At 71.2% G+C, this 18,646-nt stretch carries 15 protein-coding genes; 3 read left to right on the forward strand and 12 right to left on the reverse strand.

The features are described from left to right. Nucleotides 1–17: 17 nt before the first annotated feature. Together OG510_RS14165 and OG510_RS14170 are read right to left on the reverse strand one after the other, a co-directional pair. The gene (locus tag OG510_RS14165) at nucleotides 18–761 is read right to left on the reverse strand and encodes a DUF3017 domain-containing protein (protein WP_406137114.1); all 744 of its coding nucleotides are present in this window, start codon (nucleotides 759–761) and stop codon (nucleotides 18–20) included. Further along, the gene (locus OG510_RS14170) at nucleotides 751–1,605 is read right to left on the reverse strand and encodes a bifunctional methylenetetrahydrofolate dehydrogenase/methenyltetrahydrofolate cyclohydrolase (protein WP_406137115.1); all 855 of its coding nucleotides are present in this window, start codon (nucleotides 1,603–1,605) and stop codon (nucleotides 751–753) included. Before OG510_RS14170 ends, OG510_RS14165 begins: the two co-directional genes overlap by 11 nt. 213 nt (nucleotides 1,606–1,818) lie before the next feature. On the opposite strand from OG510_RS14170, the gene OG510_RS14175 reads away from it, so the two are divergent. After that, nucleotides 1,819–2,442 carry an RDD family protein gene (locus OG510_RS14175; RefSeq protein WP_406137116.1) on the forward strand — a complete coding sequence of 208 codons (624 nt, stop codon included), beginning with the start codon at nucleotides 1,819–1,821 and terminating at the stop codon, nucleotides 2,440–2,442. A gap of 155 nt (nucleotides 2,443–2,597) precedes the next feature. Here the strand turns inward: OG510_RS14175 and purH are convergent, their stop codons facing one another. Next, nucleotides 2,598–4,226: a bifunctional phosphoribosylaminoimidazolecarboxamide formyltransferase/IMP cyclohydrolase gene (gene purH, locus OG510_RS14180; RefSeq protein WP_406142393.1), complete on the reverse strand. Its 1,629-nt coding sequence runs from the start codon at nucleotides 4,224–4,226 to the stop codon at nucleotides 2,598–2,600. After that, nucleotides 4,138–4,836, reverse strand: coding sequence for a phosphoribosylglycinamide formyltransferase (gene purN / locus OG510_RS14185; RefSeq protein WP_406137117.1), 699 nt, complete (start codon nucleotides 4,834–4,836; stop codon nucleotides 4,138–4,140). Before purN ends, purH begins: the two co-directional genes overlap by 89 nt. A 157-nt stretch (nucleotides 4,837–4,993) precedes the next feature. On the opposite strand from purN, the gene OG510_RS14190 reads away from it, so the two are divergent. Further along, nucleotides 4,994–5,953 (forward strand): hypothetical protein, encoded by a 960-nt coding sequence (locus OG510_RS14190; protein ID WP_406137118.1) that lies wholly within the window; start codon nucleotides 4,994–4,996, stop codon nucleotides 5,951–5,953. Nucleotides 5,954–6,008: 55 nt separating this feature from the next. On the opposite strand, the gene OG510_RS14195 is transcribed toward OG510_RS14190, so the two are convergent. Then, a complete protein-coding gene (locus OG510_RS14195) occupies nucleotides 6,009–7,901 on the reverse strand; it encodes a DUF6350 family protein (protein WP_406137119.1) in 1,893 nt (630 codons plus the stop codon). A gap of 396 nt (nucleotides 7,902–8,297) precedes the next feature. On the opposite strand from OG510_RS14195, the gene OG510_RS14200 reads away from it, so the two are divergent. After that, nucleotides 8,298–9,257 carry an RNA polymerase subunit sigma-24 gene (locus OG510_RS14200; protein WP_406137120.1) on the forward strand — a complete coding sequence of 320 codons (960 nt, stop codon included), beginning with the start codon at nucleotides 8,298–8,300 and terminating at the stop codon, nucleotides 9,255–9,257. 122 nt (nucleotides 9,258–9,379) lie between these two features. Here OG510_RS14200 and sucD read toward each other — a convergent pair whose 3' ends face one another. From sucD to OG510_RS14235, 7 genes are all read right to left on the reverse strand, one after another. After that, nucleotides 9,380–10,267: a succinate--CoA ligase subunit alpha gene (sucD, locus tag OG510_RS14205; RefSeq protein ID WP_405777977.1), complete on the reverse strand. Its 888-nt coding sequence runs from the start codon at nucleotides 10,265–10,267 to the stop codon at nucleotides 9,380–9,382. 20 nt (nucleotides 10,268–10,287) lie between these two features. Then, nucleotides 10,288–11,466 (reverse strand): ADP-forming succinate--CoA ligase subunit beta, encoded by a 1,179-nt coding sequence (gene sucC, locus OG510_RS14210; protein WP_164264582.1) that lies wholly within the window; start codon nucleotides 11,464–11,466, stop codon nucleotides 10,288–10,290. Nucleotides 11,467–11,755: 289 nt separating this feature from the next. Beyond that, nucleotides 11,756–12,823, reverse strand: coding sequence for a hypothetical protein (locus OG510_RS14215; RefSeq protein WP_406137121.1), 1,068 nt, complete (start codon nucleotides 12,821–12,823; stop codon nucleotides 11,756–11,758). A gap of 109 nt (nucleotides 12,824–12,932) precedes the next feature. Then, complete coding sequence (locus OG510_RS14220; RefSeq protein ID WP_406137122.1) at nucleotides 12,933–13,109, reverse strand: hypothetical protein; 177 nt, start codon at nucleotides 13,107–13,109, stop codon at nucleotides 12,933–12,935. An 833-nt stretch (nucleotides 13,110–13,942) separates the two neighbouring features. Beyond that, a complete protein-coding gene (locus OG510_RS14225) occupies nucleotides 13,943–15,118 on the reverse strand; it encodes a VWA domain-containing protein (RefSeq protein ID WP_406137124.1) in 1,176 nt (391 codons plus the stop codon). Continuing rightward, on the reverse strand, nucleotides 15,115–17,508 hold the full coding sequence (locus OG510_RS14230) for a DUF5682 family protein (RefSeq protein WP_406137126.1): 2,394 nt from the start codon (nucleotides 17,506–17,508) through the stop codon (nucleotides 15,115–15,117). Before OG510_RS14230 ends, OG510_RS14225 begins: the two co-directional genes overlap by 4 nt. Then, complete coding sequence (locus OG510_RS14235) at nucleotides 17,505–18,608, reverse strand: AAA family ATPase (protein WP_406137128.1); 1,104 nt, start codon at nucleotides 18,606–18,608, stop codon at nucleotides 17,505–17,507. Before OG510_RS14235 ends, OG510_RS14230 begins: the two co-directional genes overlap by 4 nt. Nucleotides 18,609–18,646: the final 38 nt, after the last annotated feature.

Genomic DNA, 18,646 nt, shown 5'->3' on the forward strand with positions numbered 1-18,646 from the left:
CTCACCGCCTCACCGCCTCACCGGACGGTGAAATGCATCAGCCCTTCCAGGAACGGCAACTTCAGCCACGGATCGGGCTGCACCATCAGCGCGAGCAGCGTGATGAGGAACCCCAGCACGCCGTACGTGAGCATGTCGGTGAAGCGCGAACGCACCGCGAGCATGCCGACGGAACGCACGCACCAGCGCATCACCGCGCCACCGAGCAGAGCGATCCCGACGAGCAGCAGCCCCACCCGTGTCACGTCGAACGCCACGAGCAGCAGCCCGACGCCGATCGTGACGAGCACCGTGAGCAGTGGCCACTGTCTGGCGGGGGCGGGCGCGTCACCGGCGGCCGCCCGGCCGCCGCCCTCGGGGCGCGCGGTGTCCCGGGTCACGCGGGGAAAGCGCCGGGTGGTGCGGACCGGCTCACCGTCCGGACCGGGCGCGCTGACGGCGTCCTCCCCCTCGCTCCCCTCCGGCTGCTCCCCCGCGTTCTCGTCCCCTTCGGGCTCCTCGGCTCCGGCACCCGCGGGATGAGCACCCGTGCGTTCAACGCCCTGCGGTTCAGCACCCGCAGATGCAGCGCCCTGGGATTCAGCGCCCTGAGGTCCAGTGCCCTGCGGTCCAGTGCCCTGCGGTTCAACGCCCTCCGGTTCAGCACCCGCAGACGCAGCGCCCTGGGATTCAGCGCTCGTACCGTCAGTGCCCTGGGGCTTCCCGGACTCGGGGTCCCCGGACTTCGTGCCCGCCGCGGGTTCCGACGGCTCAGCCGACACTGCGCTCCGCCGCCTCCACGACGTTCACCAGCAGCTGCGCGCGGGTCATCGGGCCCACACCACCCGGGTTCGGCGAGACCCAGCCGGCCACTTCCGCGACACCGGGGTGCACGTCTCCCGCGATCTTGCCGTTCTCGTCCCGGCTGACGCCGACGTCGAGGACAGCGGCCCCCGGCTTGACGTCCTCGGGGTTGATGATGTGCCGGACACCGGCCGCGGACACGATGATGTCCGCCTGCTTGAGCATCGCGGGCAGGTCGCGGGTGCCGGTGTGGCACTGCGTGACGGTCGCGTTCTCGGACTTACGGGTCAGCAGCAGCGGGATCGAACGGCCGACGGTGATACCGCGGCCGACGACCACGACATGCGCCCCGTCGATCTCCACACCGTGGTGACGGAGCAGCTGGATGATGCCGTACGGGGTGCAGGGCAGCGGCCCCTCCTCGTTCAGCACCAGCTTGCCGAGGCTGGTCGGGTGCAGCCCGTCGGCGTCCTTGGCCGGATCCATCAGCCCCAGGACGCGGTTGGTGTCGATGCCCTTGGGGAGCGGCAACTGCACGATGTAGCCGGTGCACTCGGGGTTCTCGTTGAGCTCCCTGACGACCGCCTCGATGTCCTCCTGCGTTGCGGTGTCGGGGAGTTCGCGCTGGATCGACCCGATACCGACCTCCGCGCAGTCGCGGTGCTTGCCGTTGACGTACCACCGGCTGCCGGGGTCGTCACCGACGAGCAGGGTGCCGAGACCGGGAGCCACTCCCTTCTCCTTGAGGGCCGCCACGCGGACGGTCAGATCGGACTTGATCGCGGCCGCGGTGGCCTTGCCATCGAGAATCTGGGCTGTCATACGAGCCATTCTTTCAGGGGGCGGAATGATCGCCCAAGTTGCACTTGCACAACACATAGGGACTGCGACTGGACAAACTTACGCGGCATTGAGAACCATGTGGGACGCAGTGCCGCGGCCAGTGTCGGGGGGGCAGACCGCTCAGTCGTTTCTCTCACCAATCCTCCGCTCGAACCGCACCGTCCCCGCAGGAACCAACGGAGGAATTCAGTCATGAGCTTCGGCGAACCGAACCCCAACAACCCCTACGGCCCGCCGCCGGGGCAGCCGCAGGGCCAGCCCCAGCAGCCGCCGCAGCCGGGGTACGGATACCCGCAGCAGGCCCCGCAGGGTGTGCCGCAGCAGCCCGGTTACGGCTACCCGCAGGCACCGCCGGTCCAGCAGAACTACGGCGGCGGCTACCCCCAGCAGCCCGGCGGCTACGGCGGCCAGCCGCCGTTCGCCGGCTGGTGGCGCCGGTTCGCCGCCCTGCTGCTCGACGGTCTGGTCATCGGCATCCCGTACGGCATCATCGTCGGTATCGGCGGCGGCATCGGTGGCGGCGCGGGTTCCGCTATCGCCGTGATCGGCATCCTCGTCGGCATCGGGCTCGGCCTCTTCAAGCTCTACAAGGAGGGCACGACCGGCCAGTTCATCGGCAAGAAGGCCCTCGGCATCAGCCTGCTGCGCGAGGCCGACGGCCGGCCGCTGGGCTTCGGCATGGCGTTCGTCCGCTACCTCGCCCACTTCGTGGACAGCCTCGCCTGCTACCTGGGCTGGCTGTGGCCGGCGTGGGACGCCAAGAAGCAGACGTTCGCGGACAAGATCTGCTCGACCGTGGTCGTCAAGGTCGGCTGACCCGCGTCCTGCTGGACCCGGGCTGAGCCCCGAGGGCCGTAACTCCTGTGCGTATTGCCGGTAGTTACGGCCCTCAGCCGTATCCGGCGCCCTGTCGGGCGCCAAGTCCGGTGCTCGTACCCGTACCGAGGTACGGGTACGAGCACCGCGGCAGCTCAGTGGAAGAAGTGCCGCGTACCCGTGAAGTACATCGTCACGCCCGCCTTCTCGGCGGCCTCCACGACCAGCTCGTCACGGACCGAACCGCCCGGCTGCACCACGGCCCTGACCCCGGCGTTCGCCAGGATCTCGAAGCCGTCCGGGAACGGGAAGAACGCGTCCGAAGCGGCGTACGCCCCCCGCGCCCGCTCCTCGCCCGCACGCTCGACGGCGAGCTTCGCGGAGTCGACCCGGTTGACCTGACCCATCCCGACGCCGACCGACGCACCGCCCTTGGCGAGCAGGATCGCGTTGGACTTCACCGCGCGGCACGCCTTCCAGGCGAACGACAGCTCGGCCAGCTCCGCCGCGTCGAGCGCGTCACCTGACGCGAGCGTCCAGTTCGCCAGGTCGTCGCCTTCGGCCTGCAGCCGGTCGGCGACCTGCAGCAGCGCGCCGCCGTCGATCTGCTTGACCTCGGCCGCGGCCGACGGGGCGTCGGGACAGCGCAGCACCCGGATGTTCTTCTTGCGCGCCAGCACGTCGACCGCGCCGTCCTCGTACGCCGGAGCGACGACGACCTCGGTGAAGATCGGGGCGATCTGCTCGGCGAGCGCCACGGTCACCGGACGGTTGACGGCGATCACACCGCCGTACGCGGAGACCGGGTCGCAGGCGTGCGCCTTGCCGTGCGCCTCGGCCAGGTCCTCACCGATCGCGATACCGCACGGGTTGGCGTGCTTGATGATCGCCACACAGGGCTCGGCGTGGTCGTACGCGGCCCGGCGCGCGGCGTCGGTGTCCGTGTAGTTGTTGTACGACATCTCCTTGCCGTGCAGCTGCTCGGCCTGGGCGAGGCCGCCCGTACCCGAGACGTACAACGCGGCGCCCTGGTGCGGGTTCTCGCCGTAGCGCAGGACGTTTCCGCGCTCGTACGTCGCGCCGATGAACTCGGGGAAGCCACTGTCGTCGGCCGCCGCGTAGTCATCGGCGAACCAGCCGGCGACCGCCACGTCGTAGGCGGCGGTGTGCCGGAACGCCTCCGCGGCGAGCCGCTTGCGCGCGGTCAGGTCGAAGCCCCCGCCCCGGACAGCGGTCAGGACGTCCGCGTACCGGCCGGGGCTGGTGACGACGGCGACCGACGGGTGGTTCTTGGCCGCGGCCCTGACCATGGACGGGCCGCCGATGTCGATCTGCTCGACGCACTCGTCCGGCGTGGCACCGGACGCGACGGTCTCGGAGAACGGGTAGAGGTTCACCACGACCAGGTCGAAGGGCTCCACCTCCAGCTCGGCGAGCTGCCTGCGGTGGTCCTCGAGGCGCAGATCGGCGAGGATCCCGGCGTGCACCCGCGGGTGCAGCGTCTTGACCCGGCCGTCGAGGCACTCCGGGAAACCGGTCAGCTCCTCGACCTTGGTGACCGGCACACCGGCAGCGGCGATCTTCGCCGCGGTGGATCCGGTGGAGACGAGCGTGACGCCCGCCTCGTGCAGCCCGAGGGCCAGCTCCTCCAGACCCGACTTGTCGTAGACGCTGACGAGCGCGCGCCGGATGGGCTTAACGGTGTCCGTGTTCTCGGTGTGCACCGACCTGAACCTTTCGTCCCTCAATGCGGTAGCCGTTACGGGCCAGACGCCCCACGACATCGACGAGCAGCTTCCGCTCGACTTCCTTGATGCGCTCATGAAGAGCGCTTTCGTCGTCCTGCTCCCGGATCTCGACCACACCCTGCGCGATGATCGGTCCGGTGTCGACGCCGTCGTCGACGAAGTGGACGGTGCAGCCGGTGACCCTGGCCCCGTACGCGAGCGCGTCGCGCACTCCGTGGGCGCCGGGGAACGCGGGCAGCAGTGCCGGATGCGTATTGACGAACCGGCCCCCGAAGGCCGCGAGGAACCTCTTCCCCACGATCTTCATGAAACCGGCCGACACCACCAGGTCCGGCGCGTAGGCGGCGGTGGCCTCGGCCAGCGCCGCGTCCCACGCGTCGCGGTCCGCGTACTCCTTCACCTTGCAGACGAAGGTCGGCAGCCCCGCGCTGCGGGCGCGGTCGAGCCCGGCGATGCCGTCGCGGTCAGCGCCGACCGCGACGATTTCGGCTCCATAGGCGGGATCGCCGGCGATCGCGTCGAGCAGGGCCTGCAGATTGGTTCCGGAACCGGAAACCAGCACGACCAGGCGGGCAGGGGAGGACGGGGAGGCCACGGCGGGGCCCTTTCTGGATACGACTTGTGCGGTCGTACGAATAGATCGCATCCCCCGATACGGGGAACTCTACGAACGCGCCGACCGTCGGCAACGATACCGGCACACGGAACGGCCCCCACGGGACGGGGGCACGGCCGAGAGGTAGCGTCTGGGGACAGGACCTGTCTCCCGGGCAGGAACCGAATGAGGGGAAGACGTTCACCAGATGCAGGACCGACGCCACCGCGCGACTCTCCGCACCCAGCCGTACGGGCAGGGTTCACTTCTGCTGCGGGAACGCCGGCCCTCTTCGACGGAGCCGGACGACGACAACCCGTTCGCGCCGCCGCCCGCGGACCGTCCCGAGCAGCCGTGGCAGCCCCGGCACCCGCAGCACCCGGCGGGCGGCGAAGGCAGCGGCGAGGGCGACGGGAGCGGTGACGGGGGCGAAGGCGACGGCTCGTCCCCCGGCCGGGGGAGCCAGTGGAGCCCGGTCCAGCCAGGGCGCCACGACGGCGGGTTCGGCGCGGGCCCGCAGCGGCCGGCGGGCGGCCCGAACGATCCGGGAAACGGGCGGAACGGCGGCCAGGGCGGCCCCGGCCCGACCCTGCGCTGGGACCCGAAGGACCCGGCGCAGCGCAGGGCGCGCTATGCGCTGCTCGCCGGAATGTGGGCGTTCTTCTTCGCCCTCTTCAACCTGCCGGAGATCGGCCTGCTCCTGGGGGCGCTCGCGGTGTACTGGGGCGTCAGCGCCCTGCGCGCCAAGCCGCAGCCGGATTCGGGCGCGGCCAAGGGCGCCACCGCATCCGGGACAGCGAACCCACCGGCCGCCCCGACTTCTCCGGACTCCCAGGCTTCCCCGACCTCTCCGACTTCCCCGACCGATGGGCCGCCGCCGGGTCCGGGGGTGCCGCCGGCACCGACGGCGCCGCCGGCTCCCGGCCCGTACGCGGGCCCGTACGCCGGGGCGACGGCCACCTCGTCGAAGCAGCAGATCACCGCTGCGGTGAGCGGCCTGGTGACCGCCGGGCTCGCACTGCTCATCGTGATCCTGACGTTCTCGGCGCAGCTCGTGTACCGGGACTACTACACGTGCGTGGACGACGCGCTGACGAAGCAGGGCCAGATCGCCTGCAACACGAAGCTGCCGCACTCGCTGGTGCCGGTGCTCGGCACAAAGAAGTAGGCACGCAGAGATAGGCACGAAGAGGTAGGCACGAAGACGCGGGCGGGCGGCGGCCTCAGTCCTCGTCGGCGTAGGGCATCGGCGGCCAGATGTCCGGACCACCGGCGGACCCCGGTGAGGCGAGGCCGCTCCGGTCGACGGTGGGCTTGGCAGCGGCGGCTGGTTCGGCAACGCCTGGTTCAGCCGCGCCTAATTCGACGGCTCCTGACTCGACGGCAGAGTTGGCCTCTCCCGCATCCTCGGGCGGGAGCGAGGTGGGGGCGGGAACCACGGGAGACTCGCTCCGTACGGCAGGCTCAGCGGACTCAGCGGGCTCGGAAGGCTCAGAAGGCTCAGAGGGTGCTGCGGGCTCGGCGGGCGAGAACCCGTCCTGTGCATCCGTGAGCGGGAACTTCGCCAGCAGCCTCCCGGAAAGCCCCTTCAGCGCGGCCCACCGCCCCTCCCGACCGGCGTCGTCGTCCCGCCCGCTGCCGTCCTCACTGTCCTCGCCGCCGCTCCCACCGCCGTTCTCACTGCTGTCCTCGCCTCGGTGGCGCGCTTCCGGTCCCGTAACGGCCGGAGCTTCGGCCACGGCCGTCGTGGCAGCCACCGCAGCCGGCACTCCCACGCGTGCCACCGCCGCCGCGTCCACCGCGGGCTCCGCCGCCCCCGCCCTGCTGCTCCGCAGCGCCCACCAGCGCCGGAACAGTGCCACAGGAAGAGCCGTCCCCGCGGTCCACACCAGGGTGGCCACGCTCGTCTGCCACCACACGGGACCGAAGGACGTCAGCCTTCCGGTCCCGAGCGGGCCGCCGGCCAGGGCAGCCAGGACGGCCATCGCCGCCGCACAGACAACAGCGGCCGACAGCGCCATGAGCGCGGTCACGCCGGCGGCCTCGACCCCGCCCTTGTCCCGGCCCCCACCCCGCACTCGCGTCACGAACCAGCCGACCACCGCACCAGCGGCCACCGGCACAGCCGCCACCGCCCAGTTCACCGGCGAACCCTTGCCGGGCCCCGGCAAGGCCGCCAGCAGCGGGAAGTAGGGAAGCGCGGCGTTGCCGGTCACCATGAGCGGCGTCACCGCCGAACCGGTCCCGAGAGTGAAACCGGGACCGAGCGCGTACGAAGCACCCCACAGCGCCGCGTTCGGTACGAGCGCGGCGGCCAGCAGCAGGACCGCGAACCGGCCCGACACGGCGCCGGTCAGCCGCAGGAACGACTCCTGCGCGGCGCCCCCGTGCCACACCAGCGACCCGGCGACCAGCAACGCGCCCCCGCCTGCCAGCACGGCGGCTCCGGCGGCCCCGGCCCGTAGCGCGGCCGGCATCCGGGGGCTACGGACCACCTGCCGTACGCCGGCGGGAAGCGCCCTGCCACCGGCGTACGGCGGGCGCCCCCAGCCGCTGAACGGCTCGCGCGGAAAAACACGCCCCCGCCACACACCCACCCCGGCGGCGGTACCGGCGACGAGCGGCAGATGCCACAGCGCGCTCAGCGGTACGACGGACAAGGGCCCGCTCGACGCGTACAACGTCACAGCCGACGCCACCAGCAGATAGCCACCGGTCACCGCGCACAGGGCACCGTGCACCGTCGGCCCCGGGCGGCCGTTCGCCGGGTCGAGCGCGGCCCGCGCCGCACGCTGGACCAGCCAGAAGGGCAGCACGACCAGCAGCATCGGCACAAGACCCAACGGGGCGGGCACACCGGACGCGGTGTCGTGCCTGGTCAGCTCCGTGCCATGGGCGAGCAGCCAGAGCGCGGCGGTGACGTGCAGCGCGCCGCCCGGCCCGCTGTCGGGGTAGGGCGAACTGATCCACAGGAGCATCACCAGCACGGTGAGCGAGCCGAGTCCGAGCGCCGCCGCGAGCCCGCCTCGCAGCACGCAGTCGGCCAGCGCGGCGGATCGGCTCCGCACAGGGGCGAGCGACGGGCTGCGGTCGGTCATCTGGGTCACGCGGGCCATGCTGCCAACGACACGCGCTTTCGGCGCGTAACAGGCAAAGGCCGGTCGTGTCACTCAATATACGGTTATGCACTTTTCGGACTGGCGTCCCGCCGTGAGCAGCGCCGTGAGCAGCGCCGGGGGCACCTCATGACGGAACTGCGCTCCCCGAAGAAACGGCGCCGGCCGCGCAAGGCGAAGTCACCGGGCGCCGGGCAGCCGGCGGAGGACCAGCGCACGGCAGCGCTTCCAGAAGCGGCACTGCCGGAAACAGCGCCGGCAGAAACGGCCCTCGCGGAATCGGAAGCGGCACTCGTGGCAGCGGCGCTGTCGGAAACGACGGCCACACTGGAACTGGACCCGCGGCAAGCGCAGGTCGCGGTCGACTCAGCGGACTCAGCGGACTCAGTGGACGCAGTGGACGCAGTGGACGCGGACGGCGCGGCAATCACAGCGGAAGCGGGGAAACCCGGGGCGCCCGGGGAAACACCCGCACCCCAGCCCCCCGGAGCAGCAGCAGCCCCGCAGGCCACACCCGACGACCCGGAGCAGCCGCCCGGCGCCTCCGAACTCACCCCCGCCGAAGCCTTCGACCTGCTCTATGCCCGAGCCGCGTCCGGTCTCGTCCACCAGACGTATCTGCTCACCGGCCGCCACCACCTCGCCAGAGAGTCGGTCGAGCGCGCGTTCCACCTGGCCTGGCAGAGCTGGCCCGAGGTCGCGACGGACCGCGACCCGGTCGGCTGGGTACGCGCGGCGGCCTACGAGTACGCGATGTCGCCGTGGCGCCGCAAGAGCCGGACGATCCACAAGCGCGAGCTGCCCGACAGGAAGACGGCGGATCCCGCACAGGTGCCGCTGCGGGACGCCGTACTCCGTCTGCCCCCCGCCTACCGGCGCACCCTGCTGCTCTACGACGGGCTCGGGCTCGACCTCCCCGACACCGCGGCCGAGACGGAGGCGAGCACACCGGCGGCCGCGAACAGGCTGCTGTACGCGCGGTCCGCCGTGGCCAGGGCCGTGCCCGGTCTGGAGGAGCCCCAGCTGCTCCAGGAGCAGCTGGCCGCCCTCACCCGAACGGGCCCCGAGGCCGCCCTGCCGGAGCCCCGTTCCGTACGGACGAGGAGCGAGCGCCGGACCCGGTTCTGGACACGGCTCACCATCGGCTGTGTCGTCCTGCTGACGGCCCTGACGGTGTTCACACTGGTCACGGCCCCCACCCACTACTCACGGCCGACCGGACCGCCGCACCGGGTGGAGGGGGTACCGCCGCGCGGCGGCCCGCAGCGGCTGACCGCCGAGGACAAGAAACTGCACCAGAAACTCCGCGCGGTCCCGGCGAACGGCCCGGAACGCCTGGTACCGCAGTTGCGCTGACCGCCGCACCGGCACAGTCGGCAGCCCAGCCGCACCACACAAGAGCGGGCCCGCACCCCCTGGAAACCAGGGGGCACGGGCCCGCTCCGCAGTGCTGGGACTGTCCGGAAGACCGGGGTCCGTTACGAGCCGGCGAGGATCGCACGGGCCAGCTTGGCCGTCTCGGTCGGCGTCTTGCCGACCTTGACGCCCGCGGCCTCAAGCGCTTCCTTCTTCGCCTGGGCGGTGCCGGAGGAGCCGGAGACGATGGCGCCGGCGTGGCCCATGGTCTTGCCCTCGGGCGCCGTGAAGCCCGCGACATAGCCGACGACCGGCTTCGTCACGTTCTTCGCGATGTAGTCGGCCGCACGCTCCTCGGCGTCGCCGCCGATCTCACCGATCATCACGATGAGGTCGGTCTCCGGGTCCGCCTCGAACGCCGCGAGGGCGTCGATGTGCGTCGTACCGATGACCGGGTCGCCACCGATGCCGACGGCCGACGAGAAGCCGATGTCGCGCAGCTCGTACATCATCTGGTAGGTCAGCGTGCCCGACTTGGACACGAGACCGATACGGCCGGGCTTGGTGATGTCGCCCGGGATGATGCCGGCGTTGGACTGGCCGGGGGTGATCAGGCCGGGGCAGTTCGGGCCGATGATCCGGGTCTTGTCGCCCTTCGACTTGGCGTACGCGTAGAACGCGGCCGAGTCGTGGACGGCGATGCCCTCGGTGATGACGACGGCGAGGGGGATCTCGGCGTCGATCGCCTCGACGACGGCGGCCTTCGAGAAGGCCGGCGGCACGAAGAGCACCGAGACGTCGGCGCCGGTCTTCTCGATGGCCTCGGCGACCGTGCCGAACACGGGGACGTCGGTGCCGTCGAAGTCGACGGAGGTGCCGGCCTTGCGGGGGTTCACGCCGCCGACGATGTTGGTGCCGTCAGCGAGCATGAGCTTGGTGTGCTTCATGCCGGTGGCACCGGTCATCCCCTGGACGATGACCTTGCTTTCCTTGGTCAGGAAAATAGCCATGGTGTTGGTGACCTGTTCCCTTACTTCGCAGCCGCGAGCTCGGCGGCCTTGTCGGCCGCGCCGTCCATGGTGTCCACGCGCTGCACGAGCGGGTGGTTGGCGTCCGACAGGATCTTGCGACCCAGCTCCGCGTTGTTGCCGTCGAGACGGACGACCAGCGGCTTGGTGACCGCCTCGCCCTTCGACTTGAGGAGCTCGAGCGCCTGGACGATGCCGTTGGCGACCTCGTCGCACGCGGTGATGCCGCCGAAGACGTTGACGAACACGGACTTGACGTCCGGGTCGCCGAGGATGATCTCCAGGCCGTTCGCCATGACCTCGGCGGAGGCGCCGCCACCGATGTCGAGGAAGTTGGCGGGCTTGACGTTGCTGTGCTTCTCACCGGCGTACGCGACGACGTCGAGGGTGCTCATGACGAGCCCCGCGCCGTTGCCGATGATGCCGACCTCACCGTCGAGCTTGACGTAGTTGAGGTTCTTGGCCTTGGCAGCAGCCTCGAGCGGGTTGGCTGCTGCCTTGTCCTCGAGCGCCTCGTGGTCGGGCTGGCGGAACTCGGCGTTCTCGTCGAGCGAGACCTTGCCGTCCAGGGCCAGGATCCGGCCGTCCTTGGTCTTCACCAGCGGGTTGACCTCGACGAGGAGGGCGTCCTCGGCGACGAAGGTGTCCCAGAGGGTCACCATGGCCTCGGCGACACCCTCGGCCACATCGGCCGGGAACTTCGCCTGGGCCACGATCTCACGGGCCTTGACGATGTCGACGCCGTCGACGGCGTTGACCGGGACCTTCGCGAGGGCCTCGGGGGTCTTCTCCGCGACCTCCTCGATCTCCATGCCGCCCTGCACCGAGGCCATGGCCAGGAAGGTGCGGTTGGTGCGGTCGAGGAGGTACGAGACGTAGTACTCGGCCTCGATCTCCGGGGACAGCTCGGCGATCATCACCTTGTGGACCGTGTGGCCCTTGATGTCCATGCCGAGGATGTCCGTCGCGCGAGCGACCGCCTCGTCCGGGGTCGCGGCCAGCTTCACGCCGCCGGCCTTGCCACGGCCGCCGACCTTCACCTGAGCCTTGACGACGGACTTGCCGCCCATGCTCTCAGTGGCCTTGCGCGCCGCCTCAGGCGTGTCGATGACTTCACCGGCCAGCACCGGTACACCGTGCTTGGCGAAGAGGTCCCTCGCCTGGTACTCGAACAGGTCCACGCGCGTCCGTCTCCCTTTGCTTAATCGTCGTCGCAGTAGTGATCGCGGTTACTTGTCTGCGTGGGCGTGCCGCGAAGGGCAACGTGACTGCGCTGTCACAAGGGAGGCGTAGACGGTGTCCGAGTACGCGGCATGTCCGTCTCGCAGGTTATCCCCGTGGGCGCCGGGTCCCTAAATCGCAGATCACACCTGCGCGGTGATTACGGTCACAGCCCGCCGGGCGGGACCGGGCGGCCCCCCTGTACGGGGGAACCGCCCGGTGAGCAGTGCCGACGCGCCCGGAGAGCGGTCAGGAAGGCAGCGAACCGCCGGAGCGGAGCGCGTCCGTGACACTGCCGGGAGTGACCGATTCCACAGCGGACGAAGCGCCGGAAACAGCGTGTCCGACGGTCGGACACGCGTGCCGGGCCACGGTGGCACCGAGCCCCTGGGCCAGCGGCTTCACCTGCGCCGCCACCCTGTGGACGGCCGGCTGTGCCGCCGAGACGACGCCCTCGGCCAGCGGCCGCACCTGCGCGACCGCACCCTGCACGGCCGGCTGGACGTCGGAGACCGCACCGCCCGCGACGCCGCCGACATCACCGACGGCCTGCCCGGCCACCGGAAGCACCCCGTCCACGGCGGTACCCGCGACAGGCGGCAGAACGGAGTCGGCAGCCGCCCCGGTCACCCCGGTCACCCCGCCCATCGGTGCCGCTGCGCCGTGGGGAGTGACGTGGGGAGTGACGTGGGTGAAGTCGCCGAGGGTCGTGGTGCCGAGGGATGCGCCGGTGGCGTCGGTGGTCCGGGCGACGGCCTGGCCGGCCGCCTGGGAGTAGCCGGGGATCTGGTCGATCGGACCGAAGAGGTAGTCGATCACGTCCACACCCTTGACCCCCTCGATCGAGGGGGTCGCGTCGGTCCCGTCGGTCGCGTCGGTCCCGTTGACGGCGGGAAGGATCCGGTGCTCGACCTGGTGGCGGACCTCGTGCTGGACCCTCTGCTGGACGTGGTGCTGGACCTCGTGCTGAACCTGGCCGGTGGTGAGGGTGTGAGCGGCGTGGCCGATGCCGGCCACGTGGGCCACGTGTCCCACGCGGGTCGCGCCGGTCGCGTGAGTCGCGTGGGCGATGTCCTTGACGTGACCGACGGCGTGGCCGGTGATGTGACCGGCGGCGTGACCGGCTGTGCCTTCGACGCCCTGAACGCCGGTGCCGATGCCGTCGACGGTCTCGGCAGCGGTGTCGGCGGCGGTGTCAGGCGTCGAGTGCGGTACGGATACGGGCAGTTCGGCCGCCCCGGCAGCCGCTGTGCCCAACGCCCATACCCCGGACGCGGTGGCAGCGACAGCTATGGAACGGCGGATGTTCTTGTTCATGCTGGTGTCAGATCCTTCGAATTCGACGGTCCGGAAACCGGAGGTCTCCGGGCTGGCGGGCAGACCTGCTCTGCCCCCGCGCGGCAGGTCGAGGCGGGAACGGCCTGCCCTATCCGGGGAATTCGAGGATGTCGCGTGCTCTCTCACGGGTCGGCGCACCGACGTCGGGCAGCCCTGCCCCACGCAGCAGCGCGAACTTGGCGCCGCCCCCGTCGACGGGGACCGCACAGGGCGCACCGCTGCCCGGCCCGGAGCCCTCAGCGGTCCGTTTTTCCGGTCCGGTCATGCCGTGGGGAGCAGGGGGCCCGCAGGGCTGCTGCCCGGGCAGGTCCCCACAACGCGCCCCGGACCCCGGCTTCCTGACCTCGCGGTACGAGTACGTCGCAGCGACCGGCCCCCGGAACGGACCCGCGACCGCCACACGCCGCCCGGCTCCGCCTTCGGTGCGCCGCTCTGCGGCCGCACTCCGGTGAACGACCGCATGCTCTGCGGCAGCCTTCCGCCCGGGGCCCGTGTGCCTGGACGGCTCCGGACTCGTGGCCGCCGGTGGACGCTGCCCCGTGCGCACCGGAACGACGGACGAGAGGTCCTTGGGCAGCTCACGGACCGGCCGCGCGACCCGCTGCACGACCCGCCCCGCATCAGCCACGGCCGCCCCAGACCCGGGGGCCGAAGTCTGGGTCTGGGCCTTGGCTTGGGCTTGATGGGCGGCGCGCTGGCCGTCAGCAATGGGCGAGCTCTCACCGGCCCGCACACCAGACACAGTTGACGCGGCCGCCGCCGGGGAACTGTCAGCTGACCCACCCCGTGCCAGGTGCGTAGTGCCTCCGGGCAGGCCGGACGCGTGCGCCTGGCTCCCGTACAGGAAGCCGAGTGCCAGCAGACCGCCGAGGAACAGCAGCACCTGGACCGCACGCCGTCCCGCCACGGCGCGCACAGTGCGCGGAGCGGCAGTAACCGGAGCAGCGGCGGAATTCAGGGTGAACAACGGCCTTCGCTTGTGCAGACGTACCTGGCAGTGCGTTCTCGTTCGGGCGGATCCGCACAGCCGGAACGCAGCCCTCCACGGGCGACGGGGCGATGTTTGCACGAGCATCAGGGGGTTGCGCAAGCCCCCTGTTACTGATCCACCGCCCTGTCCGGTATGGGGAGGGGCCTCCTCTCTATGGCCGCTGCCATGACGTCCGGGAACAGGTCGGGCGTACAGGCGAAAGCGGGGGCTCCCAGCGCGGCCAGTGCCTCCGCGTGGGCATGGTCGTAGGCCGGCGCTCCTTCGTCGGAGAGAGCGAGCAATGTGACGAACTGGGTGCCCGATGCCTTCATCGCCGCCACCCGCTTCAGCATGTCGTCCCGTATCCCTCCCTCGTAGAGGTCGCTGATCAGCACGACGACCGTGTCCGTCGGCCGGGTGATCTGCGACTGGCAGTACGCCAGTGCCCTGTTGATGTCGGTGCCACCGCCGAGTTGGGTGCCGAAGAGGACATCGACGGGATCGTCGAGCTGTTCCGTCAGATCCACGACGGCCGTGTCGAAGACGACGAGGCGGGTGGAGATGGAGCGCATCGAGGCGAGGACCGCGCCGAACACCGACGCGTAGACCACCGAGGCGGCCATTGAGCCCGACTGGTCGATGCAGAGGATGACATCCTTCTTCACCGACCGGGCGGCGTGACCGTACCCGATGAGCCGCTCAGGAACGACCGTGCCGTACTCCGGCAGATAGTTCTTCAGGTTGGCGCGGACGGTGCGGTCCCAGTCGATGTCCCGGTGGCGTGGCCGGGTGATCCTCGCTGAACGGTCCAGTGCGCCGGTGACCGTGGTCCGCGTTCGCGCCGCCAGCCGTTTCTCCAGCTCATCGACCACCTTGCGGACGACGGCGCGGGCGGTCTCCCTGGTTGTTTCGGGCATCGCTTTGTTGAGCGAGAGCAGCGTCCCGACCAGGTGCACATCCGCCTCGACGGCCTCCAGCATCTCCGGCTCCAGCAACAGCGCCGACAGACCGATCCGTTCGATGGCGTCCCGCTGCATCACCTGGACGACCGAACTCGGAAAGTACGCACGGATATCGCCCAGCCATCGAGCCATGGACGGTGCGGATGCCCCGAGCCCCGCCGACCGGTCACCGCCGCGTCCGCCTCCTTTCTTCCCCTCTCCTTTCTTTCCGTTGCCGTACAACGCGCTGAGTGCACCGTCCATCGCCGCGTCCCGGCCGCCGAGCGAGACCCCCGTGCTCTCTGCCGCATCGCCTCCGAGAACGAGCCGCCAGCGCCGTAGCCGTTCGTCCACCGTGCTCATCCGACTGCCCCCATCAGATCGTTGACCGCCCGGCCGTCACCCGACCCAGCGCCGCTGCCGCTGCCGCTGCCGCTGCCGCTGCCGCCAATGCCGCTGCCGAGGAGCAGCCGCACCACGGGGAGAACCGCGTCAGCACGCTCCAGGTCCAGCCCTGCCCCGAACCCGGGCGCCGCCCCCTCGGCCGGGTGCGACGCCCCGCTGTCTCCTCTCGCGCCGTCGGTCACGCCGTCCCCGGGCCCGCGCCGTACGAGCTCGCCGAGCGTGCGGCGTACCCCCGGCTCGTACGCCGAGAACGTACGGCGCAGCAAGGGCAGTACATCGGTGAACGCCTCCGTCTGCACCCCCGCCAGCCATGCGTCGACCAGGCCGAGCAGCCGCTCGTCGTGGACCAGGAGCGTTCCCGCTCCGGAGGCCCCGCCCACGAAGCCCTCGATCCAGGCGGCCGCGTCGGCGGGCAGCGCGGCCGGCGACAGCGCGAGCCCCATGAGCTGTGCTGTCTCGTCCTCGGCGAGCCGCCCGTCGTCCAGCAGAAGGCGGACGGCCCGTCCGCGTATCAGCCCGGCGACGGAGTCGCGTCCGGACAGTCTGCGCAGCACCTCGCTCCAACGCTCACGCAGTCCAGTGGTGTCCGGCAGCAGTCCGATCGCGGTGTGGACGCCCTCCACATGGGCCCGCATCTCACTCGCACCCTCCGCGTCCAGCCCCGTACAGGCCGGTGGCAGTCCGACGCAGATCCGCTCGGCCAGGCCCACCGCCACTTCGCCGAGTGCGGCCGTACCGGTGGAGCGCACAGTTCCGTACCGCAGGGAACGGGCCAGCGCGGGCAGTGCACCGGCGAGATGGCCCACATCCGTGTCGAGCGCGGCCCGGTCGGCGAGAGCGCGCATCACCACCGGGAGCGCGTCGGGCAGTTCGGCCAGCAGGCACTGTTCGGCGAGCCCGGTGACAGCGGCGAGCGCGGTCGCTGACACGGCCTGCGACGCGGCTCTGGCGGTGGCGGCGGAGAGCACGGTCGTCCCCCACATCCCCGCCTCCGCGACCCGCAGGGACAGCTCCGGCTCCCAGCGCAGCCGCCAGCTCTCCCGGAAGGTGCCCGTACTGGCCCGGCCCCGGGCGGGCTCACCCCACTCGACCCCGAGAAGCCGCAACCGGTGCAGGAGCCGCGACCGCGCGGCGTCGGTCTCCTTGCGCAGATCGAGGTCAAGATCGCGTTCGACCGCTTCCGGCCGGAGCCGCAGAGTGCGCTGGGTGCGGGTCAGATCGCGTTGGAGCGGTACGGCGGGGGCGGCGTCCGGGACCTCACCGAGCACCTCGCCGACGACCAGCCGGTCCCGGACGAGCAGGAGCGGTACGTCGGAGCCTTCGCACATCACCGCCCTCACCGCATCGGTCGTCTCCGTCAGCCCGGGCAGCGGGCGCCCGCGCAGAGCCGCGAGTGTCGCCGCGAGCCGCACCGCTTCGATGACGTGTGCCGAGGAGACCATCCGGTCCTCGTCCCGCAGCAGCCGTGCGACCTTGGTCATCCAGCGTTCGACCGGACGGTCGTCGGCACTGAACAGGTGTCCGTACCAGCCGGGCGACTCGATACCGGCGCCGTATCCGCTGTGCCGGGCGAGCCTCCGGTGCGTCCAGGGCACCCAGGTCATCTCGGCCTTCACCTTGGGCAGCGCCTTGAGCAGGGCGCGATCGGCCGCGACCGTGGTTTTCACAGCAAGGGCGGGAACGTGCCAGGCGCCGCAGACGACCGCCACCGGCCCCTCGAATTCCTTCCGGGCGGAGCGCAGTTGGATCCGCATATACGCCTCGCGGATCCGGTCCCGGGGGAACGCCGCGTCGCCGTACGTCTCCCGGAGAGCCTCCATCGCTTCGGCGAGCGCGGCGAACGGCGCGAGCGGGTCTCCTTCCCCCGCGCCGGAGCCGCGGTGCTCCACGACGTCCTCCCACCAGCGCTCGGCGTCGTCGTACCCCGCGGTTTCGGCCAGCACGCCGATCGGGTCGATCCGCACGGCGGCGGATTCCTCCGCAGCTCGCTCCTCGGGATCCTCCTCCGGCATGGCGAGGGAGTGCGCCGCCGGCAGATCCATGAACCGGACCGGGACTTCATGGCGCTGCGCCCAGCGGATCGCCCCCCACTCGGGCGAGAACTCCGCCATGGGCCAGAACGCGGCACGGCCCGGGTCGCCCACCACATGGGCAAGCAGCGCGACCGGTGGCCTCATCCCCGCGTCACCGGCGAGCGCCAGCAGGGCGTCACCCTCCGGTGGCCCCTCGATCAGCACAGCCTCGGGCACCACGGCGTCCAGCGCGGCCAGCACCGCTCGGGCCGAGCCGGGACCGTGGTGCCGCACGCCGAGCAGCAGAGGAGCGGCGGAAGCCATGCGCCCGGTCATACCGAGACCTCCCGGCAGGCCCGGTAGAAGTCCTTCCAGCCGTCCCGCTCCCGGACCACGGTCTCCAGGTACTCCTGCCAGACAACCCGGTCGGCCGCTGGATCGCGGACGACCGCGCCCAGCAGGCCCGCCGCGACATCGGACGACCGGAGCACCCCGTCGCCGAAGTGCGCGGCGAGCGCCAGCCCGTTGGTGACGACGGAGATCGCTTCGGCCGTGGAGAGGGTGCCCGACGGGGACTTGACCTTGGTCCGCCCGTCCCCGGTGACCCCGCCGCGCAACTCCCGGAAGACGGTCACCACCCGACGGATCTCGTCCATGCCTTCGGGCGCGGCGGGCAGATCGAGCGACCGGCCGATCTGGTCGACTCGCCGGGAGACGATGTCGACCTCGGCGTCGGCGGTGGAAGGCAGCGGCAGGACCACGGTGTTGAAGCGCCGGCGCAGTGCGCTGGACAGCTCGTTGACCCCGCGGTCCCGGTCGTTGGCCGTGGCGATCACGTTGAATCCGCGGACCGCCTGCGTCTCCTGGCCCAGCTCCGGAATGGGCAGTGTCTTCTCCGACAGGATCGTGATCAGAGAGTCCTGCACGTCAGCGGGGATCCGCGTCAACTCCTCGACGCGTGCGGTCATCCCGTCCGCCATGGCCCGCATGACGGGGCTGGGCACCAGGGCGTCACGGCTGGGTCCGTGGGCCAGCAGCTGTGCGTAGTTCCAGCCGTATCTGATCGCTTCCTCGGGCGTCCCGGCCGTGCCCTGGACGAGCAGCGTGGAATCACCGCTCACGGCCGCTGCGAGGTGCTCGGAGACCCAGGTCTTCGCGGTGCCGGGAACACCGAGCAGCAGCAGGGCCCGGTCAGTGGCGAGGGTGGTGACGGCGACTTCGACGATGCGGCGCGGTCCGACGTACTTGGGTGTGATCACCGTGCCGTCCGGGAGCGTGCCGCCCTGGAGATACGTGGCCACGGCCCAGGGCGAGAGCTTCCAGCGCTCGGGGCGCGGACGGTCGTCCGCAGCCGCAAGTGCCTGCAGTTCATGGCCGAATGCGTCCTCCGCATGCGGCCTCAGAACCTCTGCGGCGGTGTTTTCGGGCGTGGTCATGGATCCCCCTCCAGATCGTTCGACCGGATGTGGTTCCC

This window comes from Streptomyces sp. NBC_01089, assembly GCF_045162975.1.
Lineage (GTDB): Bacteria > Actinomycetota > Actinomycetes > Streptomycetales > Streptomycetaceae > Streptomyces.

Excerpts from the sequence above, each read along its gene's own strand:
- OG510_RS14170 (WP_406137115.1), bottom strand. The coding sequence starts at position 1,605 with ATGACAGCCCAGATTCTCGATGGCAAGGCCACCGCGGCCGCGATCAAG.
- OG510_RS14175 (WP_406137116.1), top strand. The coding sequence starts at position 1,819 with ATGAGCTTCGGCGAACCGAACCCCAACAACCCCTACGGCCCGCCGCCG.
- purH (WP_406142393.1), bottom strand. The coding sequence starts at position 4,226 with ATGTCGTGGGGCGTCTGGCCCGTAACGGCTACCGCATTGAGGGACGAA.
- purN (WP_406137117.1), bottom strand. The coding sequence starts at position 4,836 with ATGCGATCTATTCGTACGACCGCACAAGTCGTATCCAGAAAGGGCCCC.
- OG510_RS14190 (WP_406137118.1), top strand. The coding sequence starts at position 4,994 with ATGCAGGACCGACGCCACCGCGCGACTCTCCGCACCCAGCCGTACGGG.
- OG510_RS14195 (WP_406137119.1), bottom strand. The coding sequence starts at position 7,901 with ATGGCCCGCGTGACCCAGATGACCGACCGCAGCCCGTCGCTCGCCCCT.
- sucD (WP_405777977.1), bottom strand. The coding sequence starts at position 10,267 with ATGGCTATTTTCCTGACCAAGGAAAGCAAGGTCATCGTCCAGGGGATG.
- OG510_RS14215 (WP_406137121.1), bottom strand. The coding sequence starts at position 12,823 with ATGAACAAGAACATCCGCCGTTCCATAGCTGTCGCTGCCACCGCGTCC.
- OG510_RS14220 (WP_406137122.1), bottom strand. The coding sequence starts at position 13,109 with ATGACCGGACCGGAAAAACGGACCGCTGAGGGCTCCGGGCCGGGCAGC.
- OG510_RS14225 (WP_406137124.1), bottom strand. The coding sequence starts at position 15,118 with ATGAGCACGGTGGACGAACGGCTACGGCGCTGGCGGCTCGTTCTCGGA.
- OG510_RS14230 (WP_406137126.1), bottom strand. The coding sequence starts at position 17,508 with ATGACCGGGCGCATGGCTTCCGCCGCTCCTCTGCTGCTCGGCGTGCGG.
- OG510_RS14235 (WP_406137128.1), bottom strand. The coding sequence starts at position 18,608 with ATGACCACGCCCGAAAACACCGCCGCAGAGGTTCTGAGGCCGCATGCG.